Origin of the sequence: Pseudomonas sp. 6D_7.1_Bac1 (genome assembly GCF_025465945.1) — a bacterium.
In the GTDB taxonomy this organism is placed as follows: domain Bacteria; phylum Pseudomonadota; class Gammaproteobacteria; order Pseudomonadales; family Pseudomonadaceae; genus Aquipseudomonas.
Genome location: NZ_JANLNW010000072.1, coordinates 25,823 through 51,915, shown reverse-complemented (window position 1 = coordinate 51,915; position 26,093 = coordinate 25,823). Strand labels below are relative to the sequence as shown.

General features: G+C 59.8%; 23 protein-coding genes. 12 read left to right on the top strand and 11 right to left on the bottom strand.

Annotated features, from left to right (window positions below; translation table 11 throughout):
* Positions 1 to 121: 121 nt before the first annotated feature.
* Positions 122 to 1,159 (bottom strand): rod shape-determining protein MreB, encoded by a 1,038-nt coding sequence (mreB, locus tag NTD87_RS19825; protein ID WP_002555108.1) that lies wholly within the window; start codon positions 1,157 to 1,159, stop codon positions 122 to 124.
* Between the two features lie 210 nt (positions 1,160 to 1,369).
* On the opposite strand from mreB, the gene gatC reads away from it, so the two are divergent.
* From gatC to NTD87_RS19795, 6 genes are all read left to right on the top strand, one after another.
* Positions 1,370 to 1,657: an Asp-tRNA(Asn)/Glu-tRNA(Gln) amidotransferase subunit GatC gene (gatC, locus tag NTD87_RS19820; protein ID WP_019691880.1), complete on the top strand. Its 288-nt coding sequence runs from the start codon at positions 1,370 to 1,372 to the stop codon at positions 1,655 to 1,657.
* Positions 1,658 to 1,673: 16 nt separating this feature from the next.
* Positions 1,674 to 3,125, top strand: a complete 1,452-nt coding sequence (gene gatA, locus NTD87_RS19815) for an Asp-tRNA(Asn)/Glu-tRNA(Gln) amidotransferase subunit GatA (protein ID WP_262115890.1) — start codon at positions 1,674 to 1,676, stop codon at positions 3,123 to 3,125.
* 10 nt (positions 3,126 to 3,135) lie between these two features.
* Positions 3,136 to 4,581: an Asp-tRNA(Asn)/Glu-tRNA(Gln) amidotransferase subunit GatB gene (gene gatB, locus NTD87_RS19810; RefSeq protein ID WP_262115889.1), complete on the top strand. Its 1,446-nt coding sequence runs from the start codon at positions 3,136 to 3,138 to the stop codon at positions 4,579 to 4,581.
* Between the two features lie 191 nt (positions 4,582 to 4,772).
* Positions 4,773 to 5,147 carry a septal ring lytic transglycosylase RlpA family protein gene (locus NTD87_RS19805; protein ID WP_262115888.1) on the top strand — a complete coding sequence of 125 codons (375 nt, stop codon included), beginning with the start codon at positions 4,773 to 4,775 and terminating at the stop codon, positions 5,145 to 5,147.
* Between the two features lie 50 nt (positions 5,148 to 5,197).
* Positions 5,198 to 6,268 (top strand): calcium/sodium antiporter, encoded by a 1,071-nt coding sequence (locus NTD87_RS19800; protein ID WP_262116046.1) that lies wholly within the window; start codon positions 5,198 to 5,200, stop codon positions 6,266 to 6,268.
* Positions 6,265 to 6,657, top strand: a complete 393-nt coding sequence (locus NTD87_RS19795) for a carboxymuconolactone decarboxylase family protein (RefSeq protein WP_262115887.1) — start codon at positions 6,265 to 6,267, stop codon at positions 6,655 to 6,657. The genes NTD87_RS19800 and NTD87_RS19795 overlap by 4 nt, the downstream gene beginning before the upstream one ends.
* 156 nt (positions 6,658 to 6,813) lie before the next feature.
* Here NTD87_RS19795 and NTD87_RS19790 read toward each other — a convergent pair whose 3' ends face one another.
* The 5 genes from NTD87_RS19790 to kdgD all read right to left on the bottom strand — a co-directional run bounded on the left by NTD87_RS19790 (position 6,814) and on the right by kdgD (position 13,347).
* A complete protein-coding gene (locus NTD87_RS19790) occupies positions 6,814 to 7,755 on the bottom strand; it encodes an AEC family transporter (RefSeq protein WP_262115886.1) in 942 nt (313 codons plus the stop codon).
* 167 nt (positions 7,756 to 7,922) lie between these two features.
* On the bottom strand, positions 7,923 to 9,476 hold the full coding sequence (gene garD / locus NTD87_RS19785) for a galactarate dehydratase (protein ID WP_262115885.1): 1,554 nt from the start codon (positions 9,474 to 9,476) through the stop codon (positions 7,923 to 7,925).
* 11 nt (positions 9,477 to 9,487) lie between these two features.
* Positions 9,488 to 10,846, bottom strand: a complete 1,359-nt coding sequence (locus NTD87_RS19780; protein ID WP_262115884.1) for an MFS transporter — start codon at positions 10,844 to 10,846, stop codon at positions 9,488 to 9,490.
* An 85-nt stretch (positions 10,847 to 10,931) separates the two neighbouring features.
* A complete protein-coding gene (locus tag NTD87_RS19775; protein WP_262115883.1) occupies positions 10,932 to 12,377 on the bottom strand; it encodes an aldehyde dehydrogenase family protein in 1,446 nt (481 codons plus the stop codon).
* Between the two features lie 58 nt (positions 12,378 to 12,435).
* Positions 12,436 to 13,347 (bottom strand): 5-dehydro-4-deoxyglucarate dehydratase, encoded by a 912-nt coding sequence (gene kdgD, locus NTD87_RS19770; RefSeq protein WP_262115882.1) that lies wholly within the window; start codon positions 13,345 to 13,347, stop codon positions 12,436 to 12,438.
* Positions 13,348 to 13,584: 237 nt separating this feature from the next.
* On the opposite strand from kdgD, the gene NTD87_RS19765 reads away from it, so the two are divergent.
* Both NTD87_RS19765 and NTD87_RS19760 read left to right on the top strand, forming a co-directional pair.
* Positions 13,585 to 15,204, top strand: a complete 1,620-nt coding sequence (locus NTD87_RS19765) for a phospholipase (protein ID WP_262115881.1) — start codon at positions 13,585 to 13,587, stop codon at positions 15,202 to 15,204.
* Between the two features lie 14 nt (positions 15,205 to 15,218).
* Entirely contained in the window at positions 15,219 to 15,410 is a 192-nt protein-coding gene (locus tag NTD87_RS19760; protein ID WP_262115880.1) for a hypothetical protein, read from the top strand.
* Between the two features lie 166 nt (positions 15,411 to 15,576).
* Here NTD87_RS19760 and NTD87_RS19755 read toward each other — a convergent pair whose 3' ends face one another.
* The 4 genes from NTD87_RS19755 to NTD87_RS19740 form a co-directional block, all read right to left on the bottom strand.
* On the bottom strand, positions 15,577 to 16,326 hold the full coding sequence (locus NTD87_RS19755; RefSeq protein ID WP_262115879.1) for a FadR/GntR family transcriptional regulator: 750 nt from the start codon (positions 16,324 to 16,326) through the stop codon (positions 15,577 to 15,579).
* A 122-nt stretch (positions 16,327 to 16,448) separates the two neighbouring features.
* The gene (locus NTD87_RS19750) at positions 16,449 to 18,176 is read right to left on the bottom strand and encodes an ABC transporter ATP-binding protein/permease (RefSeq protein WP_262115878.1); all 1,728 of its coding nucleotides are present in this window, start codon (positions 18,174 to 18,176) and stop codon (positions 16,449 to 16,451) included.
* A gap of 96 nt (positions 18,177 to 18,272) precedes the next feature.
* The gene (locus NTD87_RS19745; RefSeq protein ID WP_262115877.1) at positions 18,273 to 18,833 is read right to left on the bottom strand and encodes a response regulator transcription factor; all 561 of its coding nucleotides are present in this window, start codon (positions 18,831 to 18,833) and stop codon (positions 18,273 to 18,275) included.
* Positions 18,826 to 20,088: an ATP-binding protein gene (locus NTD87_RS19740; protein WP_262115876.1), complete on the bottom strand. Its 1,263-nt coding sequence runs from the start codon at positions 20,086 to 20,088 to the stop codon at positions 18,826 to 18,828. The genes NTD87_RS19745 and NTD87_RS19740 overlap by 8 nt, the downstream gene beginning before the upstream one ends.
* Positions 20,089 to 20,465: 377 nt before the next feature.
* Here NTD87_RS19740 and NTD87_RS19735 point away from each other — a divergent pair, with 377 nt between their 5' ends.
* A complete protein-coding gene (locus NTD87_RS19735) occupies positions 20,466 to 21,182 on the top strand; it encodes an SIMPL domain-containing protein (RefSeq protein WP_262115875.1) in 717 nt (238 codons plus the stop codon).
* Between the two features lie 47 nt (positions 21,183 to 21,229).
* Here NTD87_RS19735 and NTD87_RS19730 read toward each other — a convergent pair whose 3' ends face one another.
* Positions 21,230 to 21,616: a DUF6124 family protein gene (locus NTD87_RS19730; RefSeq protein ID WP_262115874.1), complete on the bottom strand. Its 387-nt coding sequence runs from the start codon at positions 21,614 to 21,616 to the stop codon at positions 21,230 to 21,232.
* Positions 21,617 to 22,094: 478 nt separating this feature from the next.
* On the opposite strand from NTD87_RS19730, the gene NTD87_RS19725 reads away from it, so the two are divergent.
* The 3 genes from NTD87_RS19725 (at position 22,095) to NTD87_RS19715 (ending at position 25,921) form a co-directional block, all read left to right on the top strand.
* Positions 22,095 to 23,438: a hypothetical protein gene (locus NTD87_RS19725; protein WP_262115873.1), complete on the top strand. Its 1,344-nt coding sequence runs from the start codon at positions 22,095 to 22,097 to the stop codon at positions 23,436 to 23,438.
* The gene (locus NTD87_RS19720; protein ID WP_262115872.1) at positions 23,435 to 23,824 is read left to right on the top strand and encodes a hypothetical protein; all 390 of its coding nucleotides are present in this window, start codon (positions 23,435 to 23,437) and stop codon (positions 23,822 to 23,824) included. Before NTD87_RS19725 ends, NTD87_RS19720 begins: the two co-directional genes overlap by 4 nt.
* Positions 23,825 to 24,319: 495 nt before the next feature.
* The gene (locus NTD87_RS19715; protein WP_262115871.1) at positions 24,320 to 25,921 is read left to right on the top strand and encodes an ABC transporter substrate-binding protein; all 1,602 of its coding nucleotides are present in this window, start codon (positions 24,320 to 24,322) and stop codon (positions 25,919 to 25,921) included.
* The last annotated feature ends 172 nt before the right edge of the window (positions 25,922 to 26,093 follow it).

Sequence of the window (26,093 nt, the reverse complement as noted above, 5' to 3'; positions counted from 1 at the left end):
TGTTCTCTTTATTCATACGGCATCAAACCGGCCTGGATGCAGACTGACAGAAGATAAACGCCAACAGGCAGCACTGCAAAGTGCTGCCTGCGCGCGAACAGCATAGAAGCATCCGGCGAAATTATTCGCTGGAGAGCAGGTCCATGGTGTGCTTATCCATCATTTCCAATGCACGACCACCGCCGCGAGCAACGCAGGTCAGCGGATCTTCGGCAACGATCACCGGCAGACCGGTTTCCTGGGCCAGCAACTTGTCGAGGTCACGCAGCAAGGCGCCACCACCGGTCAGTACCAGACCACGCTCGGCGATATCCGACGCCAGTTCCGGCGGCGATTGCTCCAGTGCGCTTTTCACGGCCTGAACGATGGTTGCCAGGGACTCTTGCAGAGCTTCCAGCACTTCATTGGAGTTCAGAGTGAATGCACGTGGCACGCCTTCAGCCAGGTTACGGCCGCGAACGTCGACTTCGCGAACTTCACCACCCGGATAGGCGGTACCGATTTCCTGTTTGATACGCTCGGCGGTGGATTCGCCGATCAGGCTGCCGTAGTTGCGACGCACGTAAGTGATGATCGCTTCGTCGAAGCGGTCGCCGCCAACCCGTACGGATTCGGCATAAACCACACCATTGAGGGAGATCAGTGCGATTTCAGTGGTACCGCCACCGATATCGACGACCATCGAACCGCGCGCTTCTTCAACTGGCAGGCCGGCACCGATCGCAGCAGCCATTGGCTCTTCGATCAGGAACACTTCACGGGCACCGGCACCAAGGGCCGATTCACGGATGGCACGACGCTCAACCTGGGTGGACTTGCATGGAACGCAGATCAGCACACGAGGGCTAGGCTGCAGAAAACTGTTTTCGTGAACCTTGTTGATAAAGTACTGCAGCATCTTTTCGCAGACGCTGAAGTCGGCGATGACGCCGTCCTTCATCGGACGAATGGCAGCAATGTTGCCCGGTGTACGGCCGAGCATGCGCTTGGCCTCGGTGCCGACAGCAACGACACTTTTCTGATTACCGTGGGTCCGAATGGCCACAACTGATGGTTCATTCAGGACGATACCGCGCTCGCGCACGTAAATAAGGGTGTTGGCAGTGCCCAGGTCAATGGAAAGATCGCTGGAAAACATGCCACGCAGTTTCTTGAACATGGGAAAGGGACCCTAGGCAACGCGTGGGTAAAAAAGTGCGGCAAACTCTAACAACGACAGGGATTTTGGGCAAGGCGCCAATATGTTAAATTGGCCGCTTTTCTGTGCACCAACCCCCACAATCGCGGCCTTATGACCGTAGAAATGCGGTAGTGTTCCGACAATCTAACACACGGACAGCGTCCGTTCTGTTTTCCACTGGAGAATCCCATGGCGCTTGAACGCTCCGACGTGGAAAAAATCGCTCATCTGGCCAGCCTTGGCCTCAATGATGCCGATCTTCCACACATCACTTCGGCCCTGAACAGCATTCTCGGGCTGGTCGACGAAATGCAGGCGGTCAATACCGACGGTATCGAGCCGCTGGCCCACCCACTGGAAGCCAGTCAGCGCCTGCGTGCAGACGTCGTGACCGAGTCCAATCACCGCGAGGCCTATCAGTCCATCGCACCAGCGGTCGAAAACGGCCTGTATCTGGTTCCGAAAGTCATCGACTAAAGGGAAAGAGCCTGCAATGCATCAATTGACTCTGGCCGAGATCGCCCGCGGACTCGCCGACAAAAAGTTTTCCTCCGAAGAGCTGACCAAAGTGCTGTTGGCGCGTATCGCCCAGCTCGACCCTCAGCTCAACAGCTTCATCAGCGTCACCGAGGACCTGGCGCTCCAGCAGGCGAAAGCCGCGGACGTACGCCGGGCCAACGGTGAGAGCGGCGCCCTGCTCGGTGCACCGATCGCTCACAAGGACCTGTTCTGCACCCTGGGCATTCGCACCAGCTGCGGCTCCAAGATGCTCGACAACTTCAAGGCGCCGTATGACGCCACTGTGGTCGCCAAGCTGGCCGCTGCCGGGACCGTGACCCTGGGCAAGACCAACATGGACGAATTCGCCATGGGGTCGGCCAACGAGTCGAGCTACTACGGCGCGGTGAAAAACCCGTGGAACCTGGAACACGTGCCCGGCGGTTCGTCCGGCGGTTCGGCGGCCGCGGTTGCCGCTCGTCTGTTACCGGCGGCGACCGGCACCGACACTGGTGGCTCGATCCGACAGCCGGCAGCACTGACCAACCTCACCGGCCTGAAACCGACGTACGGTCGTGTTTCGCGCTGGGGCATGATCGCTTACGCCTCCAGCCTCGATCAGGGTGGCCCGTTGGCGCGCACCGCTGAAGACTGCGCGATCCTGCTGCAAGGCATGGCTGGTTTCGACCCGCAAGACTCCACCAGCATCGACGAACCCGTGCCGGATTACAGCGCCAGCCTCAACGGCTCGCTGCAAGGCCTGCGCATTGGCGTGCCGAAGGAATACTTCAGCGCAGGTCTGGACCCGCGCATCGCCGAACTGATCCACAACAGCGTCAAGGAGCTGGAAAAGCTCGGCGCGGTGGTCAAGGAAATCAGCCTGCCGAACATGCAGCACGCGATTCCTGCGTACTACGTGATCGCCCCGGCTGAAGCCTCCTCCAACCTGTCGCGTTTCGACGGCGTGCGTTTCGGCTATCGCTGCGAAGACCCGAAAGACCTGACCGACCTGTACAAGCGTTCGCGCGGCGAAGGTTTCGGCCCGGAAGTGCAGCGCCGGATCATGGTCGGTGCCTACGCGCTGTCGGCCGGTTACTACGACGCCTACTACCTGAAGGCGCAAAAGATCCGTCGTCTGATCAAGAACGACTTCATGGCTGCCTTTAATGAGGTCGACATCATCCTCGGCCCAACCACGCCGAACCCGGCCTGGAAACTCGGCGCCAAGAACAGCGACCCGGTCGCTGCGTACCTGGAAGACGTCTACACCATCACCGCCAACCTGGCGGGCCTGCCGGGCTTGTCGATGCCAGCCGGTTTCGTCGATGGCCTGCCGGTTGGCGTGCAATTGCTCGCCCCGTATTTCCAGGAAGGCCGCTTGCTCAACGTTGCGCACCAGTACCAGTTGAACACCGACTGGCACACCCGCACCCCGACAGGCTTCTGAGGAGAAACACATGCAATGGGAAGTCGTGATCGGGCTGGAGATTCATACCCAGCTCGCCACCCAATCGAAGATTTTCTCCGGTAGCGCCACCACGTTTGGCTCCGAGCCGAATACCCAGGCTAGCCTGGTCGACCTGGGCATGCCCGGCGTGCTGCCGGTGCTGAACCAGGAAGCGGTGCGCATGGCGGTGATGTTCGGCCTGGCGATTGACGCCGAGATCGGCCAGCACAACGTGTTCGCCCGCAAGAACTACTTCTACCCGGACCTGCCCAAGGGCTACCAGATCAGCCAGATGGAATTGCCGATCGTCGGCAAGGGCTACCTGGACATCCCCCTGGAAGACGGCACGATCAAGCGTGTCGGCGTTACCCGTGCGCACCTGGAAGAAGATGCCGGCAAGAGCCTGCATGAAGAATTCAACGGCGCCACCGGCATCGACCTGAACCGCGCCGGCACGCCGCTGCTGGAGATCGTGTCCGAGCCGGACATGCGCAGCGCCAAGGAAGCCGTGGCCTACGTCAAGACGATCCACGCGCTGGTGCGTTACCTGGGCATCTGCGACGGCAACATGGCCGAAGGCTCGCTGCGTTGCGACTGCAACGTGTCGGTGCGCCCCAAAGGCCAGGTCGAGTACGGCACACGCTGCGAGATCAAGAACGTCAACTCGTTCCGTTTCATCGAGAAAGCGATCAATACCGAAGTGCGTCGCCAGATCGAACTGATCGAAGACGGCGGCAAGGTGATCCAGCAGACGCGCCTGTACGACCCGAACAAAGACGAAACCCGCGCCATGCGCAGCAAAGAGGAAGCCAACGACTACCGTTACTTCCCTGATCCGGACCTGTTGCCGGTGGTCATCGAGGACTCGTTCCTCAATGACGTCCGCGCCACCTTGCCGGAACTGCCACCGCAGAAACGCGAGCGCTTCCAGGAGCAGTTCGGCCTGTCGGTCTACGATGCCAGCGTTTTGGCGTCGAGCCGCGAGCAAGCGGACTACTTCGAAAAGGTCGTGAGCATTGCCGGCGATGCCAAACTGGCGGCCAACTGGGTCATGGTCGAACTGGGCAGCCTGCTGAACAAGCAAGGCCTGGAAATCGACGACGCACCGGTCTCGGCCGAGCAGTTGGGCGGCATGCTGCTGCGCATCAAGGACAACACCATCTCCGGTAAAATCGCCAAGACCGTGTTCGAAGCCATGGCCAGCGGCGAAGGCAGCGCGGACGAAATCATCGACAAACGCGGCTTGAAGCAAGTCACCGACAGCGGCGCAATCTCGGCCGTTCTCGACGAAATGCTCGCAGCCAACGCCGAACAGGTTGAACAGTACCGCGCGGCAGACGAAGCCAAACGCGGCAAGATGTTCGGCTTCTTCGTCGGCCAGGCAATGAAAGCCTCCAAGGGCAAAGCCAACCCGCAACAAGTCAACGAACTGCTGAAAAGCAAGCTCGAAGGCTGACCGCAATGGAGCCAGTTTCAAAGCCTGGCTCCATTCCCCGTGGCGAGGGAGCTTGCTCCCGCTGGTCTGCGAAGCAGACCCAAATCGGCAACCGCATTCTTCCAGTAGGAAGACATCAGCCGGTTTTGCGACCGCTTCGCGGCCGAGCGGGAGCAAGCTCCCTCGCCACAATTATTTTGGGAGCCTTTCAAATGAAACGTCTACTTGGCGCGTGCGCCCTGCTCTCGCTGCTGGCCGGTTGCGCCAGCACGGATGTCATCGATCCACACGGCTACGACAAGACCGGCGTGGCCTCATATTACGGCGCCAAACACCAAGGTAAACGCACCGCCAGTGGTGAGCGTTTCAACCCGAATTCCCTGACCGCTGCCCATCGCCAGTTGCCATTTGGTACACGGGTGAAGGTCACTAACCTCAATAACGATAAATCCTGTGTCGTGCGTATCAACGATCGCGGACCGCACACCCGTGGGCGTCTGATCGACCTGTCTCGCGAAGCGGCCCAGCGGTTGGGCATGCTAGGCAGCGGCACCGCACGGGTTCGCGTGCAATCTCTCGATAACTGACAGACGGAGCACCGATCATTTTCGGACTTGCCGATTTACCGCTGTTCAGTCTGATTCAACTGTTCAGTGGCCTGGTACTGCTGATCGCCGGCGCCGAGTTGCTGGTCCGCGCCGCCGTGCGCCTGGCTGCACATTTGAACGTGCGCCCGCTGATCATCGGCCTGACCGTCGTGGCTCTGGGCAGCAGCGCGCCACAAATGGCGGTGAGCCTGCAAGCAACCCTCATGCAAAACTCCGACATCGCCTTCGGCAGCGTGATTGGCAGCAGCATCTTCAATATCCTGGTCACCCTCGGTCTCTCGGCACTGATCATCCCCTTGCGGGTCTCCCGGCAACTGGTGCGCCTGGACATCCCGGTGATGATCGGCGCCAGCCTGCTGGTGTTCGCCCTGGCCTGGAATGAACGACTGACACCGCTCGACGGCACGATTCTGTTAGCCGCGCTGGTACTTTACCTCGGGCTTTTGCTGCGCCAGTCACGGCATTCGGTGCGCCCGCACAGCACTCAGGCCGGGGGCGGCAGCCAATCCCGCGCGCCGTGGCCAAGCAGCCTGCTGTTGATGCTTGCCGGCCTGGCCTTGCTGGTGTTTGCCGGGCATCTGCTGCTCAGCGCAGCAGTCGAGGTGGCGACTGACCTGGGCTTGTCGGAACGAATCATCGGCCTGACCATCATTGCGATCAGTACCTCGCTGCCGGAACTGGCAACCTCGCTGATTGCCGCCCTGCGTGGCCAGCGCGACATCGCCGTGGGCAACGTGGTGGGCAGCAACCTGTTCAACTTGCTGGGTGTGCTGGGCATCACCGCGCTGATCGCGCCGACGCCACTGTCGGTATCGCCCAACGCGCTGGATTTCGACTTGCCGGTGATGCTGGCTGTCTCGGTGCTGTGTTTGCCGATGTTCTATTCAGGCTATCGGATTACCCGCGCCGAAGGCCTGCTGTTTCTGGCCTTGTACCTGGCGTATGGGCTGCACGTCGTGTCGTTTACCACGGGCATGCCGCTGGCCGGCAAGCTTGAACACCTGATGCTGTTTTTCGTCCTGCCGGCGCTGGTGGCGTTTTTGCTGTTCACGTCACTGCGCGCCTGGCGTCGCCAACACAACAAGAGGGAATCGACATGACCGACACACCCGACTCCAGCAAACCGAGTGGCCTTGAAGTTCGCCGCCAGGTCATGGGCGACGCCTTCGTCGACCGCTCCATGGGCAATGCCACCGAGCTGACCCGGCCGTTTCAGGAGTTCGTCAACGAACACGCCTGGGGGGCGGTGTGGAACCGTGAAGGCCTTGCACTGAAAACCCGCAGCCTGATCACCCTCGCGGCCCTGACCTCACTCAAGTGCCCGCAAGAACTCAAAGGGCACGTGCGTGGTGCGCTGAACAATGGCTGCACGGTCGATGAGATCCGCGAAACGCTGATGCACTGCGCGGTCTACGCCGGCGTGCCAGCGGCGATGGAAGCGTTCCGCGCCGCGCAGGAAGTGATTGATAGCTACCAGAAGCCTGAGTAAGACGCCGGCATCTGGGGTGCCTGCAAGATTGCTATCGAGTTCAGGCTCGCTCCCACAGTGGATTTTCGGCGTGCACAGATATTGTGTTCGACGCAGATCAACTGTGGGAGCGAGCCTGCTCGCGATTGGCCCTGAAGAACACCGCAAACCTCGGGGCTAAATCCACCCGCCCCACTGCAACACAAAGATCCCGAGGTTGGTGGTGACCGCCGCCATCAACGTGGTGATGACGATGATCGCCGCCGCCAGTTCATGATTGCCATTGGCCGCCCGGGCCATGACAAAACTGGCGGCGGCGGTCGGGCTGCCGAAGTACAGAAACAGAATCCCCAACTCCGCCCCGCGAAAACCCCAGAGCCAGGCACCGAGCGTGGCCAGGATCGGCAAGCCGATCATCTTCACCAGGCTTGAACTCAACGCCAGATCACCGCTCTTGCGCAACGCCGCCAGTGACAGCGTGCCGCCAATGCAGATCAACGCCAGCGGCAAGGTCATCTGCGCCAGGTAGCTGCCGGACGTCTCCAGCCAGCCGGGCAAGCCAATCTTGAAATAAGCGAAGGGGGCAGCGCTGAGCACGCTGATGATCAACGGATTGCTGCCCACGCTTTTGCAGATGCTCCACGGATCGGACTTGATCACCGGGCTGTACACCGCCAGGACGATGGTCGACAGCGTGTTGTAGAACAGGATCACCAGCGCCGCGAGAATCGCCCCGAGGGAAATCCCGTAGTCGCCATACATGCTCGCCGCCAGTGCCAGACCGATCACCCCGTTGTTGCCGCGAAACGCGCCCTGGGTGTAGATCCCCCGATCCTCTCGCGGACAACGCCAGATCGCCCAGCCCCAGGCAATGGCGAACGACGCCAGGGTCGCTACTGCAAAGTAGATCAGTAGCGCCGGTTTTAATGCCGCGTGCAGATCCGCATGCAAAATCCCGAGAAACAGCAGCGCCGGCATGGTGACGTTGAACACCAGTGCCGACGCGGTGTGGATAAAGTCGTCGTTGATCCAGTGGATGCGCTTGAGCAGGACGCCCATAAACAGCATGGCAAAGACTGGCGCGGTGATGGTCAGCGTTTCGAGAAAGATTGCCAGCATGCCGGGTGAACCTTGAGGGGCGTCGTTAGGGGGCTAATGATAAGCCACTGAGGACGCTGGCGTCTGGTAGGCCGCCATCGCGAGCAGGCTCGCTCCCACATGGATCTCATCAACTCCGGAGATCAAATGTGGGAGCGAGCCTGCTCGCGAAGAACGATAACGCGGTCTCAGGTGATGGGCGCCGGATTGAACAAGGTAATGTCGTTGTGCAGCTTGTGCCGCTCGGCCCAGGTCTGTTTATTGCCGCTGGCCACGTCCAGATAGAAGTGGAACAACTCCCACCCCAACTCCTGGATGGACGCACGTCCCGTGGCAATCCGCCCGGCATCGATGTCGATCAGATCCGGCCAACGCTGGGCCAGTTCGGTGCGGGTCGAGACCTTGACCACCGGCACCATCGCCAGCCCATACGGCGTGCCGCGCCCGGTGGTGAACACGTGCAGGTTCATCCCCGCCGCCAGTTGCAAGGTGCCGCAGACAAAGTCACTGGCCGGCGTCGCACAAAAAATCAGCCCTTTGCGCTTGAACCGTTCGCCGGGGCCGAGCACGCCGTTGATCGCGCTGTTGCCGGATTTGACGATTGAACCCAAGGACTTCTCGACAATGTTCGACAACCCGCCCTTCTTGTTACCCGGCGTGGTGTTGGCACTGCGATCCGCTTCACCCTTGGCCAGGTAACGGTCGTACCAGTCCATCTCGCGCACCAGCTCCTGGGCGACTTCCTTGGTTTCTGCCCGCGAGGTCAGCAGATAGATCGCGTCACGCACTTCAGTGACTTCGGAAAACATCACCGTCGCCCCGGCCCGCAGCAGCAAGTCCGAGGCAAAGCCCAACGCCGGGTTGGCGGTGATCCCGGAAAACGCATCACTGCCACCGCACTGCATGCCGAGGATCAACTCGGACGCCGGCACGGTTTCACGGCGGCGCTGGTCGAGTTTCTTCAGGCGGGTTTCGGCCAGCGCCATGATCTGCTCGATCATCTCGCTGAAGCCATGACTGGAATCCTGCAAGCGATACAACCACGGCTCGCTGAGGTCCACCGAGCTGTCGTTCTCGTGCATCACCTGGCCGGCCTGCAATTTCTCGCAACCCAGGCTGATCACCAGCGCTTCGCCGCCCAGATTAGGGTTGCGTGCCAGGTTGCGTACGGTGCGGATCGGGATGTAGGCGTCGGTGGCGGTAATCGCCACGCCGCAGCCGTAGCTGTGGGTCAGCGCGATCACGTCATCCACGTGCGGGTACTTGGGCAGCAGCTCGTCCTTGATGCGCTTGACCGCATGGTCGAGCACCCCCGTGACGCATTGCACCGTGGTCGTGATCCCGAGAATGTTGCGCGTACCAACGGTGCCGTCGGCGTTGCGATAGCCCTCGAACGTGAAACCTTCCAGCGGTGCCTGTGCGGCCGGCACCTCGGTGGACAGCGGCAGGCTGTCCAGCGGCGGCGCGGTGGGCATGCGCAGTTGATCTTCCTTGACCCAGCTACCCCGCGGGATTGGCTGCAAGGCGTAACCGATGGTCTGGCCGTAACGAATCACCCGGCCGCCTTCAGGAATATCCTTCAGCGTCACCTTGTGGCTCTGCGGCACGAATTCCACGGTCACCAGCCCGTCCGGGAATTCAGTGCCGGCCGGAACGCCCTGGTCATTGACCACGATCACCACGTTGTCGCGCTCGTGCAGCCGGATGTAGCGCGGCGAGTCGGAATGTTCAATCAACTGCATGACACCGCTCCTCAGGAATGCGCTTGAGACATTTTGTTCAGTTCAGGACGTTTGCTCGGTGGCTCTTTGAGCACCACGCGTTTGATCGGCCCGACGATCACCAGATAGCTGAACACCGCGACCAGCGCGTTGCAGCCGACAAACACCAGCGCCCATTTGAACGAACCGGTGGAACTGATGATGTAGCCAATCACGATCGGTGTGGTGATCGAGGCGATGTTGCCGAACATGTTGAACAGCCCGCCACTCAAGCCGGCGATTTGTTTCGGCGAGGTGTCGGAAACCACCGCCCAGCCCAATGCGCCCACACCTTTACCGAAGAACGCCAGGGCCATGAAGCCCACGACTATCCACTCAATGTCCACGTAGTTGCAGGCCACGATGCTGGTCGACAGCAACAGCCCACCGATGATCGGCGCCTTGCGGGCAAACGTCAGCGAGTGGCCCTTGCGCAGCAGGTAATCGGAAATGATCCCGCCCAAGACGCCGCCGATGAAGCCGCAGATCGCCGGCAGCGAGGCAATGAAACCGGCCTTGAGAATGGTCATGCCACGCTCCTGCACCAGGTACACCGGGAACCAGGTCAGGAAGAAATAGGTGATGCCGTTGATGCAGTACTGGCCCAGGTACACGCCGAGCATCATGCGGTTGCTCAGCAGTTGGCGCACGTAATCCCACTTCGGACCGTCGACACGCTTGCCCTGGTCCTGATCCATGTCGACCAGGCCGCCGTTGTCGGCGATGTGCTTGAACTCGGCCTCGTTGATCATCGGGTGCTGGCGCGGGCTGTGGATAAGTTTCAGCCAGATCAGCGAAAACACGATGCCGATCCCGCCCATCACCATAAACACGTGCTGCCAGCCGAAGGTGTAGACGATCCAGCCCATCAGCGGTGCAAACAGTACCGTGGCGAAGTACTGTGCCGAGTTGAAAATCGCTGAAGCGGTGCCGCGTTCAGCGGTCGGAAACCAGGCCGCGACGATTCGCGCATTGCCAGGAAAGGACGGCGCTTCAGCCAGGCCCACCAGGAAGCGCAGCATGAATAACGCAACGATGGCGGTGGAGACGCCGAACTCACCGACATAGCCTTGCAGCACGGTGAACAGCGACCAGGTGAAGATACTCAGGGCATAGACTTTTTTCGAACCGAACCGGTCGAGCAGCCAACCGCCGGGGATCTGACCGGCCACGTAGGCCCAACCGAACGCGGAGAAGATGTAGCCGAGAGTGACCGCGTCGATGCCGAGGTCTTTTTGCAGGCTGGAGCCCGCAATGGCGATGGTGGCACGGTCGGCGTAGTTGATCGTGGTCACCAGGAACAGCATGAGCAGGATCAAATAGCGGACGTGGGTCGGCTTGGTCGCTTGCATGTAGATGTACTCCCACTGATTATTTTTATGCGCGGGTGATCATTTTTGTAGGTGCTGGCAAGCCAGCACCTACGGGTGTTGCGTATTACGAACCGATATAGGAAGTCTTCACCACGGTGTAGAACTCCTGCGCATAGCGACCTTGCTCTCGCGATCCATAGGATGAACCTTTTCGGCCACCAAAGGGCACGTGGTAATCGACGCCGGCCGTCGGCAGATTGACCATCACCATCCCGGCCTGGGAGTGGCGCTTGAAGTGGTTGGCGTACTTCAGCGAGGTGGTGGCGATACCCGCCGACAAACCGAATTCGGTGTCGTTGGCCATGGCCAGCGCCGCGTCGTAATCGGCCACCCGGACAATGTTCGCCACCGGGCCGAAGATCTCTTCGCGGCTGATACGCATCGCCGCCTCACTGTCGGCAAACAGCGTTGGCGCGAGGTAGTAGCCTTCAGTGTCGCAGGTCACCAAACCACCACCGCTGACCAGTCGTGCACCTTCGGACTGGCCGATGTCGATGTACTTCAGGTCCTGTTCCAGTTGCGCTTGCGAGACCACCGGGCCAATGTCAGTGCCGGCTTTCAGGGCATGACCGACCTTGATCGACTTCATCCGCTCAGCCATGGCCTCGACGAATTTGTCATGAATCCCGGCAGTGACGATCAAGCGGCTCGAGGCCGTACAACGCTGACCGGTGGAGTAGAACGCGCTCTGCACCGACAGCTCGACGGCTTGCTTGAGGTCGGCGTCGTCGAGAATGATCTGCGGGTTCTTGCCACCCATCTCCAACTGCACCTTGGCCTGGCGCGACACGCAGTTGACCGCGATCTGCCGACCCACGCCCACCGAGCCGGTGAAGCTGATGCCGTCGACTTTCGAGCTGTTGACCATGGCGTCGCCGATCACTCGGCCGCTGCCCATCACCAGGTTGAACACACCGGCAGGGAATCCGGCGCGGGAGATAATCTCGGCCAATGCCCAGGCGCAACCAGGCACCAGTTCCGCCGGTTTGAGCACCACGCAGTTGCCGTAGGCCAGCGCCGGAGCAATCTTCCACGCGGGAATGGCAATCGGGAAGTTCCACGGAGTGATCAGCCCCACCACACCAAGGGCTTCGCGTGTCACTTCAACGTTGACGCCCGGACGCACCGACGGCAGGTAATCGCCGGACAGGCGCAGGCATTCACCGGCGAAGAACTTGAAGATGTTGCCGGCGCGGGACACTTCGCCGATGGCTTCGGGCAGGGTCTTGCCCTCTTCCCGCGCCAACAGGGTGCCGAGTTCTTCGCGACGGGCGAGGATTTCGCTACCGACTTTATCCAGCGCATCGCTTCGCGCCTGAATGCCCGAGGTCGACCAGGCCGGGAACGCAGCACGAGCGGCGTCGATGGCAGCGTTCACCTGAGTCAGGTCAGCCTTGGCGTATTCGCCAATGACATCGGACAACTCGGACGGATTGATATTGGTCGAGTACTCGGCACCCGCGACCCATTGGCCGCCGATGAAGTTGTCGAATCGTTTTACGTCTGCCACGAAGCCTCTCCTTACGCAGAAGGCCGCCGACTGCTCAGCGGCCCTGGTTGATAGCGGGTTATTGCGCGCCTTGCTTATCCATCAGCGCCGCGAGCATTTCGAACTCTTCTGGCGTGAGGTCAGTCAGCGGGGTCCGTACTGGACCTGCATCGTAGCCGGCGATTTTCGCGCCCGCCTTGACGATGCTCACCGCGTAACCCGACTTGCGATTACGGATGTCCAGGTAAGGCAGGAAGAAGTCATCGATCAGTTTGCCAACGGTAGCGTGATCGTCACGAGCGATGGCGTGGTAGAAATCCATCGCCATTTTCGGCAGGAAGTTGAACACCGCCGAGGAGTAGACCGGAACGCCCAACGCCTTATACGCAGCGGCGTAGACTTCGGCAGTCGGCAGGCCGCCGAGGTAGCTGAAGCGATCACCGAGGCGGCGACGGATCGACACCATCAACTCGATATCGCCCAGGCCATCCTTGTAGCCGATCAGGTTCGGGCAGCGCTCGGCCAGACGTTCCAGCAGCGGCGCGGTCAGGCGGCAAACGTTGCGGTTGTAGACCACCACGCCGATCTTCACCGATTTGCAGACGGCTTCAACGTGGGCGGCAACGCCGTCCTGGCTGGCTTCGGTCAGGTAGTGCGGCAACAGCAGCAGGCCCTTGGCGCCCAGGCGCTCGGCTTCCTGTGCGTACTCGATAGCCTGGCGGGTAGAACCACCGACACCGGCCAGGATCGGCACGCTGCTGGCGCAAGTATCGACTGCAGTCTTGATGATTTCCGAGTATTCGCTGGCCGCCAGGGAGAAGAACTCACCGGTGCCACCCGCCGCGAACAAGGCCGAGGCGCCGTACGGGGCCAGCCATTCGAGACGCTTGATGTAGCCCGCGCGATGGAAGTCGCCCTGAGCATTGAAATCGGTGACCGGGAAGGACAGCAAGCCGGAAGAGAGGATGGACTTCAGTTCTTGTGGATTCATTATTCGAACACCCTGGGACGCACGTTGTGATGAGAAAACCCGTTCAGCCTCGGCCGAAGTTGTAAGTCATCGTACAACTTAAAATACAACCGTCAACTGCAATTCATCGCCTGAGGGAAAATCCGAATAAGAAAAATCACTTCCTTGACGTAGGAAAGTTTCCAGCTATGCTCGCTAATAACTGTATATACATACAGTTATTAGAAATGCAACCTACGACATATCAAGGAGCTAGAAATGTCAGGTCTACATACCCAATCGCAGGAAAACCTCAAACAAGACGGCCGGATCATTGCCGATCTGGATGAGCTTTTTACCGAACACGGCATTGCCCTTTCCGGTGACGGCGATCACTTGACGCTGATCACTCACCCTCATCACAGCCTCAAACATCACACACCCTGCATGCCTGGAAAACCGCTGAAAACCCAGCCTTCACTGCGCTTCGAAGGCGGCGAACACACCGCCATCGGCGACGCCACCCTGCTGCGTTTCGTCAAGGACGCGCCGGCGATCCCCGCCTGGCAAGTGCAATTGCACCTGCCCAATGGCCTGGCGCTGACCTACGGCCAAATCGTTTCGTTGGGCGGTGACTTCTACGGTATTCCCGACCAACCGATCTGTGACGGTGCAACCCCGGTTGACCGCATCCAGCGTTTTACGGCTGCGTTCAACTCGATGGCCGTATTGCCGGCGTCGCGAGCAGAAGCCGGGTTGATTCTCGGCGTGATGCAGAAGGAAATCGCCGCGGCCAACCAGGCGATCAAGGACGGCAAACAACCTCACGAGGCCTATGACGCCCTAGGTGATACGTTGTCCGAAGAGTGGAACAAGATCACTGGCGGCGGCAGTTTCGTCTCGGCGCTGTTTCCCTTGGGGCGCTATCTGAAACTGGCGGCGAACAATGCCGATCACTTCGGCGAATGGGCGTTGCTGGCGTACATCGCCGGGCACACCGCAGCCCTGCAACAAGCCGTTCTGGCGCGCAACAGTGGCGATGACAAGCAGCTGGAACTGGCCTACGCGATGAACGCCTTTGCTGATCACTACCTGACCGACCTGTTCTCTGCCGGTCATCTGCGGATCCCGCGCAAGCAACTGGCAGCCGTGGTGACGCCGAGCGACCTCGGTTCGCTGATCACCCGTTTCATGCACGACGAAGACAGCAAATACGGCCTCAACGTGAACAACGCCAACGGGGATCAGTGGCACGCCTACGGCGACAAGCGCTATTTCGACTCGGTCGACAGCGCCAACCGCAAGCAGGTCAAACTCGCGGTGCAGCGCTCGGCCGATGAAGTCTTCGAGACCTTCCTCAACGGTTCACTGCCCGCGCCTTCCAGCTACGTTGCACTGAAGTACCTGCCAGACCTCAACGCGGTGAAAAAACCGGCGGGTAACTTCTCCGGGTTATTTGTGCTGGACGGCAACAAAGTGCTGCGTCGCAGCGACGTCAACAACCTCAACGACAGCAACCGGATCGACAATTGGTGGGGCTGGAGCACCTACCTGCTGCTCAAGGATTACACGCCGAACAAACCCGCCGGCTACCTGGAATCCCCCGCCGCCACACCGACGATCCAGACCGACGGCTGGCAAAGCCGCACGCCCAGCGAACCCAACTGGTTACCAGGCAATGCCGTGCGTTACGCCTTCAGCTACACCCACGGCTTGAACGAGTCGTACATCGGCCCTTGGTCGATTTACACCGAACTGACCGAACGCTTTCAACCGACGTTGAATGTGCCGGGTAATGGGAGCACCCGGAACATCTTCCGCCAGTTCCGTGGCGGCTCGCCGGAGCTGATCGCCTCGATCGACGCCCAGGCCACCACTTTCATTGACCGCAACGCCTGATAAGGAAATCACTGATGACCATCAACCTGAAACTCGAACTGGCCTCGGGCCAATCCCTTAACGGTGCACCGCTGGAATTGCTGGTCAACGGCGTGCTGGTTGCTCGGGCGACTGTGGACGACAAGGGGACTGTAGCGTTTAACGCCAAGCCCGGAGCCGGGCCACTGGCGGTGAGGGTGGATCGTTCGATTCTCAAGACTGGCTGAAGTTATATCGAACGGGTTGCCAACCCCATCGCGAGCAAGCTCGCTCCCACATTTGATCTCCTGTGTTCACAAATAATGTGTTCACAGAAAATCTCATGTGGGAGCGAGCTTGCTCGCGATAGCAGTCTGTCGGGCGACAAATTCCTTGCGCCTGGACCTCCAAAACCTACCCCCGCTGCGCCTCTGCCTCTTCATGGGCATGGCGCAGTCGTTCGCGGCTGTTGGTCAGGTGCAGGCGCATGGCTGCACGGGCTGCGTCCGAATCCTGGCGGGCAATCGCCTCATAGATTTCTTCGTGTTCGCGGGCCAGACGGCTCATGTAGTGCTGCTGGTCGTCATGGGCCAAGCGTGCGGAATTGAGCCGGGTGCGCGGAATGATGCTGGTGCCCAGGTGGGTCATGATGTCGGTGAAATAACGGTTGCCGGTGGCCAGGGCAATCTGCAAATGGAACTGGAAGTCCGACGCCACCGCATCGCCTGCGTGGGCCGCGCTTTCGTTCAGGGCATCCAGCGCTGCGCGCATCAACGCCAGTTGTTCGGGGCTGCGACGTTGTGCGGCAAGGCCGGCGGACTCGACTTCCAGGCTGATGCGCAGTTCCAGAATCGCCAGCACATCACGCAGGGTCACCACGGTGGCCGGGTCGATGCGAAAGCCGCTCGGGCTCGGCGTGTCGAGCACAAACGTGCCGATGCCGTGACGGGTTTCCACCTGCCCTGCCGCCTGCAAACGCGAGATCGCTTCGCGCACCACGGTGCGGCTGACGCCATGGGTTTCCATGATCGCCGACTCGGTGGGCAACTTGTCGCCACGCTTGAGCATGCCGTCGCGAATCTGCTCGGACAGCACCGTCACCAGTTCCTGCGCGAGGCTGCGGCGCTTGCGGGGTAAGCGAGGGGCGTCGATCGGGTTTTCCATGGTGAACGTCTATCTCAAGCAAACAGTTGAGCAGGCATCATAGCGCAGCGCGGTTGTACGATCACTGTCAGCAAACACCACCCCTGTGGGAGCAAGCTCACTCCCACAGGGGCTTAGGGTGCTTAGGCCGTCACGGTCTGCTCCAGCAGATGGCCGTTGTCGATACGCACGTGCCGTGGATGGAAGCGTTTCAGGCTGCTGCGATGGCCGACGCTGACAATGCTCAGACCCGGCAAGTGATCGATCAGCGCCTGATACAGCGACGCTTCATCTTCTTCGTCCATCGCCGAAGTTGCCTCGTCCATGTACAGCCATTGCGGCGCGTAGAGCAATGCGCGGGCAAACGCCAGACGTTGCTGCTCACCCGGCGAGAGCATGCGCTGCCAGTGATTGGCCTCGTCGAGACGGGCAACCAGGTGTGGCAAGCGGCAGGTTTCCAGCACGTGCACGTAGCGCTCGTGAGAATAGGTGTCGCCGGGCTGTGGATAACTCAGGGCCTCACGCAGAGTACCAATCGGCAGATAAGGCTTTTGCGGCAGGAACAGATAGCGCCCGACCGGCAGGCGAATATTGCCGTGACCCGCAGGCCAGAGCCCGCCCATCGCCCGCAACAAGGTACTTTTGCCACTGCCGGAGCGACCACTGAGCATCAACCGGTCGCCTTGTTCCACGGTCATGTCGGCGTTGGTCAGCAAATGACGACCGTCGGCCAGGTCGAGCCCCACATGCTGCACCTTCAGATCTTCGCCCTGATGCTGCACATCGATGGCCGGCTGACGCTCTTCGTTTTCGCTCATGGCCTGATGGAAACTCAGCAAACGGTCGCAAGTGGCGCGCCATGAGGCGAGCTCCGAGTACGCGCTGATGAACCAGCTGAAGCTCTCCTGGACGTTGCCGAAAGCCGAGCTGATCTGCATCAATTCACCGAGTTCGATCTTGCCGGCGAAGTAGCGCGGTGCGGCAACCATGAACGGGAAGATGATCGCGATCTGGCTGTAACCGGAAGTGAAGAAGGTCAGGCGCTTGGACACTTTCATGATGTCCCAGAAGTTGTGCCAGACCTTGCCGAACCGTGTGCTCAAGCGCTGCTGTTCGTTGGGCTCGCCGTTGTACAAGGCGATACTCTCGGCGTTTTCACGAACCCGAACCATGGAAAAACGCAGGTCGGCTTCGAAACGTTGTTGCTGGTTGTTCAGACCGATCAAGCGGCGACCGATCAAATGCGTCAGCCAGCTACCGACCGCTGCATAGACCACCACGCACCAGAACATGTAGCCGGGAATGGTAAAGCCAAGCACTTCAATGCTGCCCGATACTCCCCACAGGATGATCGAGAACGACACCAGGCTGACAACATTACGGATCAGGCCCAGCCCCAGGCCCAGGGTGTTGGAAGTAAAGTTGTTGAGGTCTTCGGAAATCCGCTGGTCCGGGTTATCGGTGTAACCGCCCTGCTCCAGCTGGTAGTAGTTCTTGTCGCCAAGCCAGCGGGCAAAGTGCTTCTCGGTGAGCCAGGCCCGCCAGCGGATGGTCAGCATCTGGGTCAGGTAGAGCCGGTACACCGCACCGATAATCGCCACCGCGGCAATCGCGCAGAAATACAGGATCAGCCGCCAAAACGCCGCTTCATCCTTCTGTTGCAAGGCGTTGTAGAAATCCTTGTACCAGGTGTTGAACCACACCGAGATCCCCACGCTGATCAGCGACAGCGCGATGACCGCGACCAGCAGTGTCCAGGCCTTGCCCTTCTCCTCACTGCGCCAGTAGGGCGTGACCATCTGCCAGACACGGCGAAAAAACTGCCCGCGTACAGCGTCGTTGACCGCGGAATATTCAGCGTTCTGATTCATGGTTCAGACTCGATAAAGAAAAGAACAGGCACGAACCGATCATAGATGATCGGCTCGGGTTGCTGCGAGGTCTGGCGATAACCGTTCAGCGGCGGTTCAGCGGCGAACGGGACGTTTCTGCAGTTTGCGCTGCAGAGTGCGTCGATGCATGCCCAGGGCGCGGGCAGTGGCAGAGATATTGCCTTCGTGCTCGGTGAGCACGCGCTGGATGTGTTCCCATTGCAGTCGGTCCACCGACATCGGGTTTTCCGGCACCAGGGTGTCGAGGTCGGCGTGCTCGGACAGCAAGGCAGCCAGCACGTCATCGGCGTCGGCCGGTTTGCACAGGTAGTTGCAGGCGCCGCGCTTGATTGCCTCGACGGCGGTGGCGATGCTCGAATAACCGGTGAGGATCAGCACGCGCATTTCCGGGTCGAGTTCGAGCAGTTTTGGCAGCAGCACCAGCCCCGAGTCGCCGTCCATTTTCAGGTCCAGCGCGGCATAGTCCGGCAGGTCCTGCTGGGCGATGATCAGGCCTTCCTCGGCAGAACCTGCGGTGCTGACGCGAAAACCGCGGCGGCTCATGGCGCGGGCCATCACGCGGGTGAACGTTGCGTCGTCGTCTACCAGCAACAAATGCGGCAGGTCTTCGCCTTCGACTTGGATCTCGTCACTCATGTTCGTCTCCTCGGGCGACACGGGGCAGGCGCAGCTCGGTGAGCGTACCGCCTTCCTCATGACTGTAGAGTTTCACTGAGCCGCCAGCGCGTGTCACGCTGGCCTTGCTCAAAAACAGGCCCAGGCCGAAACCTTTGCCCTTGGTGGTAAAAAACGGCTTGCCGATCTGTTCGGCAATCGCCAGCGGCACACCGGCGCCGTGGTCGCGAATACTGATGGTCAGCTCGAAGGCATCCCAGTCCAGCGTCACTTCCAGCCCTTCAGGGCAGGCATCGGCGGCGTTGTTCAGTAAATTCAGCAAGGCCTGGGTCAGGTCCGGCGGCGGCGCCAGACGCGGCTCCGCGCCGAGGCCCAGCCGCTGCAAGCGATACGTCGCTTCAGGGCGCATCAGGTGCCAGCGGTTGAGGGCCTCGTTGAGCCAGGCGCTGACGTCCTGCATATCCACCGCCAGCCGGCGATTGGCTTCAGCGGCGCGAACCAGTTGCTGCAAGGTCTCTTTGCACAGCTTCACCTGATCCTGCAGCACCCTCAAGTCATCTTGCAGCAGCGGGTCGTGATGGTCTTGCTGCATTTCCTTGAGCAGCACGCTCATGGTCGCCAGCGGCGTGCCCAATTCATGGGCGGCACCGGCAGCCTGGGTCGCCACGGCCAGCAATTGCTGGTCGCGCAGGCCTTCTTCACGGCGAATCGCCCGCAGTTCTTCCTGGCGGCGCAGTTCTTCGGCCATCCGTGCGGCGAAAAAGGTGATGACCGCCGCAGCCAGGGCAAAGCTCAGCCACATGCCGTAGATCTGCATCTTTTCCCGGTACATCGGGAACGTCTCCAGCGGGTAGAACTGCGCCAGCAACAAGGTGTACATCGCCAGTGCAATGCCGGAGAGAACCACCGAGTAGCGCCACGGCAGCGTGACGGCGGCGATGGTCAGCGGCACCAGGTAATAGGAAACAAACGGATTGGTCGAACCGCCGGAGAAATACAGCAGCGCGCTATGGATAAACAGATCGCAAGCCAGTTGCACGGCGTACTCAAGCTCGGTCACCGGCCACGAGGTGCGCAGGCGAACGGCGGTGAACACGCACAGCAGCATCGAACAACCGAGGGTCATCGCCAATTCGACCCACGGCAGCGGCAGCAAGTTGAACCAGTAGGCGAGCCCCACTGAACCGGCCTGAGCGGCCAGCACCAGGGTGCGGATAAATGTCAGTCGCCACAGGTTCTGGCGAGTCGCGGACAGCAGTTGTACGGGGGCGAGCATGAGCTCTCCTGATGAGCGCTCCAGGCGGATCGCGCCGAGTATAACCAAGCGGGGGGCCTGACAGGCAAAAGTGCGGCAAAGCGCCACACGGCAACGACGGTGCAGGTCGCGCCGCAATCTCTGTAGCAGCTGGCGAAGCCTGCGTTCGAGCGCGAAGCGGTCGCAATCCGGTGAACGCATTCAACCTGAAAAAACGCGGTGGCTGATTTTACGACCGCTTCGCGGCCGAACGCAGGCTTCGCCAGCTGCTACGTACAGCGGCGCTCCCTCGATCTGTATAGAAGTTGTAACCGGGTGAACCCGACAATAAAAGCTAGAGTCTGATGGATTCACGCAGGCTTGGATCCTTACCCCTGCGCACCGCCCAAGGAGCTTTCATGAACACATTGCGCCGCAGCGCCGCCCTTCTCGCCCTCAGTGCCGGCACCCTCGCTTGCCTACCCGCATTGGCCGCGGACGAGCTTCACTACAACCAGATTTCCCTGCGCGCCGAAGTCAGCCAGGAAGTGGCCCGCGACCTGATGATCGTGACCCTCTACACCGAGGAACAAAACACCGACCCGGCCAAACTCGCTGCCGACATCAGCACCACCATGAACAAGGCGTTGGGTCAGGCCAGACAGGTCAAGGACATCACCCTGCGTCAGGGCAGCCGCAACAGCTTCCCGATCTACGACGCCAAGGGCCAGAAGATCACCGGCTGGCGTGAGCGCGCCGAACTGCGCCTGGAAAGCTCGAACTTCGCTGCGCTGTCCAAGCTCACCGGTGAACTGCTGACCGACCTGAAAATGGGCGGCATGGACTTCGCCATCGCCACCCCGACCCGCAAGGCCAGTGAAGATGCGCTGCTCAAAGAAGCCGTCGGCGCCTTCAAGGCCCGCGCCCAACTGGCCACCGACGCACTGGGCGGCAAGGGTTACAAAATCGTCAACCTGAACCTCAACAGCAACGGTTATCCACAGCCTTACCTGCGTGCGCCGATGATGATGAAAGCGGCGGGCATGGACGCCGCACCGGTCACCCCGGAGGTCGAAGCCGGTACCAGCAAGGTCAGCATGACGGCCGATGGCTCGATTGAAGTGTTGATGCCTTAAAGTTGAGGTGGGTCAGCCACCCTTCCGCTGACTGACCCACCGCCCCCCTACTTGACCTGATACTCCGCTGGCTCCGGCACATCGAAATCATCCAGCGCCCTGTCCACCAGCAACTGCACTCCATCCACCAGTCGACAAATCGCCAGCGCCACATTGCGCCGCGACCCTTCGATCTCGAACGCCAAGTCGGCGGCCATGACTTTCACCGACGCCAGATCTTCCGAGGCGTTGGCCAACAGGCTTTCGGTGCCCACATCAGGGGCGACGCTGAATAACCGATCAGAACGCAAATCGCTGAAGCGCAGTTTGGCGAGCGTCGGTTTCAGGTAGTGATCCAGTGCCCGGTGGGCTGCATCGTGAAGTTTTTTGGAATCGAGGGATTGGTACGGGGAAACGTCGTCGGATGCAGGGGGATCGGGAATTAACTTGTCCATGCAGATGCTCCTTACTCGCAAATGGGAGCCATCCTTTGCCATTTCCACACGGCAAATAGGTGGCAGCTATACGTGGGGTGGAAAACGGGACAGTAGGACCCCGGTCAGACCGAAGTCTGCCCACGCACAGCCGCCATGACGCTTTTCTTGCCGACGAGAGAATACATCGGCAACGAATGCGGTGGTGAGGCTATACGCCTACTGAGATTCCAGGTTTCCACACCTGATCGCTGATTTTGCAGCGACAGCCAAAGGTTAGGCGCAGCCCCAAACCCAGCGCAACCGCCACAACTCGTCGGAACAATCGCCCTCACGCCCTCGGCTGACAGCGCTTTTTGTAGGAGTCGCTGGTGTTGTAAACGTAAATGTCGGCACGCCAACGAATCGGATCATCCCTACACGTTTCACCGAATCGCCCGGCATCGTTTCCTGAGTCCACTCGCCACAGTCGCCCGTTTCCACGGAACGGGACACGGGCGTGACCAAACTCATCCCCAAAAGCCAACTCGCCGGCCAGCGCGGTCAAGTGCTCGACAGCAGCCAGGCGGCCTACGACCTGCAGCAGGCGCTGAGCTATCCAGACAGCCTGCAAGGCTTCGACGATTTGTTGAATGCCGTCGGTACCAATCGCTCCAACTACATGCAGGCGACCCATCAGAAGAAACTCATCGACGCCGTCAGCAGCGGCGACTGGGTGATGGTGACGCCGCGCGTTGACCCCAACAACGGCGGCGCCTCATGGAACGCGTTCAAACTCAAACCCGAACCGCCACCAGCACAGCATCTAGTCGAGGACCACGCATTCACTCTGCCGAAACCGGTCGAATCGGGGTTTCACATCATCCAGCACCCCATGAGCCGTGAAGCTCTGGAGCGTTCGCTGTACGAAAATCCACCCTCGCCAGCGCTACTAAAAGACTTTCGCTCGCTCAACCGGCATTTGGGCCAGATGGTAAAGCCCGGGCAAATGGTGATCTTCAGCGATTCACGGCATTACCTATGCCACCGCGAAGAGGCCCAAATGATGATCGCGGCTGAAAAGGTCAATGAAGCACTCAAGGATCTGAGCGATGAAGAAGCGGCGTTCATGGTCGAGCACCATGAAGTGATCGAACCGTTTCTTGAGGTCTCGGCTGGGTCGCTGGGTGTGGCCTCGTTCATGGTTGGCCAGCATCTGGAGAACCTGAAAACAACCCTTAAAAATCTGGAGGAACTGCATCAACAGCACTACCGTCAGTATGGTCACTTGCGTTCCGCAGAGTTCTTTGCCCAACGCAAACGCATGATGGCCAAGCTGAACGCCAGTCTTGGGCCTTTGGTGCGCAAAGGTACTGGCATACCGGATCATCCCAAGCTCAAACGCGCATTGAGGTTGTCGTCTCGCCGAACGATTCATCATTGGAACAAGGCGGGAGCGCCAACACAAATGCCAGGCTATGCAACGAATATCGAGGGCGTTGCACGGGCAGCGAAATATATGAAGGCCGGCGGTTATCTAGGCATCGGTTTGGCAACCGGGGCAGCAGGTATGAGGATCGACGAGATGTGCCGTACAGGCACAGAGAGGGAGTGTCGAAAAGTGAAGTTTACTGAGGGTGGAAAATTGCTGGGTACCGTTGGGGGCGGTGTGGCGGCGGGCATCGTCTCGACACAACTAATGAAATACGGCCTTTGTGCAGCAGTCGGAGTTGAAACATTTGGCGTCGGCGGCGTTGTCTGCGCACTCATAGTGGCCGGTTCCACCGCAAGTATCGTAGGCAATGGGGCTGGCCATGAGGCCGAAATACTCGGTGAGACGCTCTATGAGCTCACAACTCAATGACCAGACCAGAGCTGGTGCTTAACCTTGTATCTGGCGGCTTTCTAATGCTCATTTTGCTCAATCTGACCATTCTGCTTTACGTCGCCTTTTTCAAACTCGAAGAAATCGAGCGAAAATTCACTCGGTCACAATTGGTGAGCATTAATCGACAATGTTTAGGCAACGATCCGATTGGGCGCCTGTACAGGCTGTCCCAGATAAACGGTTTGATCACCCGACCGAAGCGCTATCACCGCGAGGACCCACCCGCCCTCGATGACGTCAAAGACCTGCCAAGGAGCCTCAGGAATTGGGTTCATATTCCCAATATCAGCCTGCTTTGGCTAATGGCGGGCTGGATAACACTCTGGTTCGTCCGATACGTCATGGAATCAGCTGTGCGTTGACCGACCGACAAGCCGGAAGTCGAAGCCGGCACCAGTCAGGTCAGCATGACCGTCGATGGCTCGATTGAAGTGTTGATGCCTTGATTCGATAACCCGTACATAAAAACGGCGATCATCAAAGTGATCGCCGTTTTTTATTGTCGGTTGTGAGCCAGTCAGTTTTTATTCTGATTGATCCGCCGCCATCGCGAGCAGGCTCGCTCCCACCTTTGATCGATGTCGTACACACAATCCATATACATCCCCAATCCCTGTGGGCGGAGTAGATCTGCAAGAGATTGGTCAGCTCTGAGCCCGCCTTCGCAGGCAAGCCAGCTCCCACATGTTGAACGGCATGCAGCCGCGGGAGACTGGTCGGCCATAAGGCCGCCAAAATCCACAAACTGCCTGAATATGCCGAGATAGAGGGGTCCCCCTGACAAACGGTTATTTCCTCGCCTCCCCTCAACAACGCTACTCTGCGAAAAACACCGCTGCCAAGCCCTCGGGGACTCCATGGAAAGAATCACCGTCAAACCGCTTCTGCTTGCCTTCACCCTCGCCACCATCGCCCCATTCGCCCAGGCCGCGACCACCCTGGTCTACTGCTCTGAAGCCAGCCCCGCCGGATTCGATCCCAGCCAGTACACCAGCGGCACGGATTTCGATGCTTCGGCGGAAACCGTGTTTAACCGTCTCACGCAGTTCAAGCGCGGTGGCACCGAAGTCGAGCCGGGGTTGGCGACGAGTTGGGAGGTGTCCAAGGACGGCCTGACCTACACTTTCCACCTGCGTGACGGGGTGAAGTTCCACACCACCGACTACTTCACGCCGAGCCGCGACTTCAACGCAGACGATGTGTTGTTCACCTTCCAGCGCTTGCTTGACCCCGAGAATGCCTTTCGCAAGGCCTACCCCGCCGAGTCGCCGTACTTCACCGACATGGACCTGAACACCACGATCAAAAGTGTCGACAAGGTCGACGAGCACACCGTGCGCTTCAGCCTGAACAACATCGACGCCGCGTTTGTGCAGAACCTGGCGATGAGCTTCGCGTCGATCCAGTCTGCCGAGTACGCCGCGCAATTGCTCAAAGAAGGCAAAGCCTCTGACCTCAACCAGAAACCGGTCGGCACCGGGCCGTTTGTGTTCAAGCGTTATCAGAAGGACTCGCAGATCCGCTACAGCGCCAACCGCGCCTACTGGAAACCCGAGGACGTGAAACTCGACAACCTGGTTTTCTCGATTACGCCGGACGCAGCCGTACGCCTGCAAAAACTCAAGACCGGCGAGTGCCAGGTCAGCGGTTACCCGCGACCGGCCGACATCGAAGTCATGGAGCAAGACCCGAACCTGCGGGTGCTCAAGCAAGCCGGTTTCAACCTCGGCTTCCTAGCGTACAACGTGACCCACCCGCCGCTGGACCAGCTCAAGGTCCGCCAGGCGCTGGACATGGCGATCGACAAGCCCGCGATCATCAAGGCCGTCTATCAAAGCGCCGGGCAACTGGCGCAGAACGCCCTGCCGCCCGCGCAATGGTCTTTTGACCCGAACATCAAGGACGCGCCCTACGACCCGACCAAGGCCCGCGCGCTACTAAAGGAAGCAGGGGTTGCACCTGGTACCACCATCAATTTATGGGCGATGACCGTGCAGCGTGCATCCAACCCGAATGCACGGATGTCGGCGCAAATGATCCAGCAGGATTGGGCCAAGGTCGGGATCACGGCCAATATCGTCAGCTATGAATGGGGCGAGTACATCAAGCGCGCCAAGAGCGGCGAACACGACGCGATGATCTACGGCTGGACCGGCGACAACGGTGACCCGGATAACTGGCTAGGAGTGCTGTACAGCTGCGCCGCGGTCAAGGGCAGCAATTACGCAAAATGGTGTAACCCGGCCTACGATGAACTGGTGCAAAGGGCCAAGGTTTCGACCGACCGGGTAGAACGCGTCAAGCTCTACCAGCAAGCGCAGAAAATCCTTAAGGATCAGGTGCCTATCACACCGATTGCGAACTCGACGGTGTTCCAGCCGCTGCGCAAGGAAGTGGTGGATTTCAAGATCAGCCCCTTCGGCCTGACACCCTTTTACGGTGTAGGTATAAATAAGTAACACCACGCCCTGGCCGGGTGCGGCAAGCGCTCATGGCGCACCTATATGGTGCGTCGCTTGCACCGAAAAAAACGACGCCAAACGGTCAAATGCGTCAACATTTATACATATGCGACATTAAGGTACGTTCGTTCCACTGTTTAAGGTTTGTAGCTGTTCGGGATCTTGCATT

Coding starts and splice junctions, on each gene's coding strand:
- mreB (WP_002555108.1), bottom strand. CDS start 1,159: ATGTTCAAGAAACTGCGTGGCATGTTTTCCAGCGATCTTTCCATTGAC.
- gatC (WP_019691880.1), top strand. CDS start 1,370: ATGGCGCTTGAACGCTCCGACGTGGAAAAAATCGCTCATCTGGCCAGC.
- gatA (WP_262115890.1), top strand. CDS start 1,674: ATGCATCAATTGACTCTGGCCGAGATCGCCCGCGGACTCGCCGACAAA.
- gatB (WP_262115889.1), top strand. CDS start 3,136: ATGCAATGGGAAGTCGTGATCGGGCTGGAGATTCATACCCAGCTCGCC.
- NTD87_RS19805 (WP_262115888.1), top strand. CDS start 4,773: ATGAAACGTCTACTTGGCGCGTGCGCCCTGCTCTCGCTGCTGGCCGGT.
- NTD87_RS19795 (WP_262115887.1), top strand. CDS start 6,265: ATGACCGACACACCCGACTCCAGCAAACCGAGTGGCCTTGAAGTTCGC.
- NTD87_RS19790 (WP_262115886.1), bottom strand. CDS start 7,755: ATGCTGGCAATCTTTCTCGAAACGCTGACCATCACCGCGCCAGTCTTT.
- garD (WP_262115885.1), bottom strand. CDS start 9,476: ATGCAGTTGATTGAACATTCCGACTCGCCGCGCTACATCCGGCTGCAC.
- NTD87_RS19780 (WP_262115884.1), bottom strand. CDS start 10,846: ATGCAAGCGACCAAGCCGACCCACGTCCGCTATTTGATCCTGCTCATG.
- kdgD (WP_262115882.1), bottom strand. CDS start 13,347: ATGAATCCACAAGAACTGAAGTCCATCCTCTCTTCCGGCTTGCTGTCC.
- NTD87_RS19765 (WP_262115881.1), top strand. CDS start 13,585: ATGTCAGGTCTACATACCCAATCGCAGGAAAACCTCAAACAAGACGGC.
- NTD87_RS19760 (WP_262115880.1), top strand. CDS start 15,219: ATGACCATCAACCTGAAACTCGAACTGGCCTCGGGCCAATCCCTTAAC.
- NTD87_RS19755 (WP_262115879.1), bottom strand. CDS start 16,326: ATGGAAAACCCGATCGACGCCCCTCGCTTACCCCGCAAGCGCCGCAGC.
- NTD87_RS19750 (WP_262115878.1), bottom strand. CDS start 18,176: ATGAATCAGAACGCTGAATATTCCGCGGTCAACGACGCTGTACGCGGG.
- NTD87_RS19745 (WP_262115877.1), bottom strand. CDS start 18,833: ATGAGTGACGAGATCCAAGTCGAAGGCGAAGACCTGCCGCATTTGTTG.
- NTD87_RS19740 (WP_262115876.1), bottom strand. CDS start 20,088: ATGCTCGCCCCCGTACAACTGCTGTCCGCGACTCGCCAGAACCTGTGG.
- NTD87_RS19735 (WP_262115875.1), top strand. CDS start 20,466: ATGAACACATTGCGCCGCAGCGCCGCCCTTCTCGCCCTCAGTGCCGGC.
- NTD87_RS19730 (WP_262115874.1), bottom strand. CDS start 21,616: ATGGACAAGTTAATTCCCGATCCCCCTGCATCCGACGACGTTTCCCCG.
- NTD87_RS19720 (WP_262115872.1), top strand. CDS start 23,435: ATGACCAGACCAGAGCTGGTGCTTAACCTTGTATCTGGCGGCTTTCTA.
- NTD87_RS19715 (WP_262115871.1), top strand. CDS start 24,320: ATGGAAAGAATCACCGTCAAACCGCTTCTGCTTGCCTTCACCCTCGCC.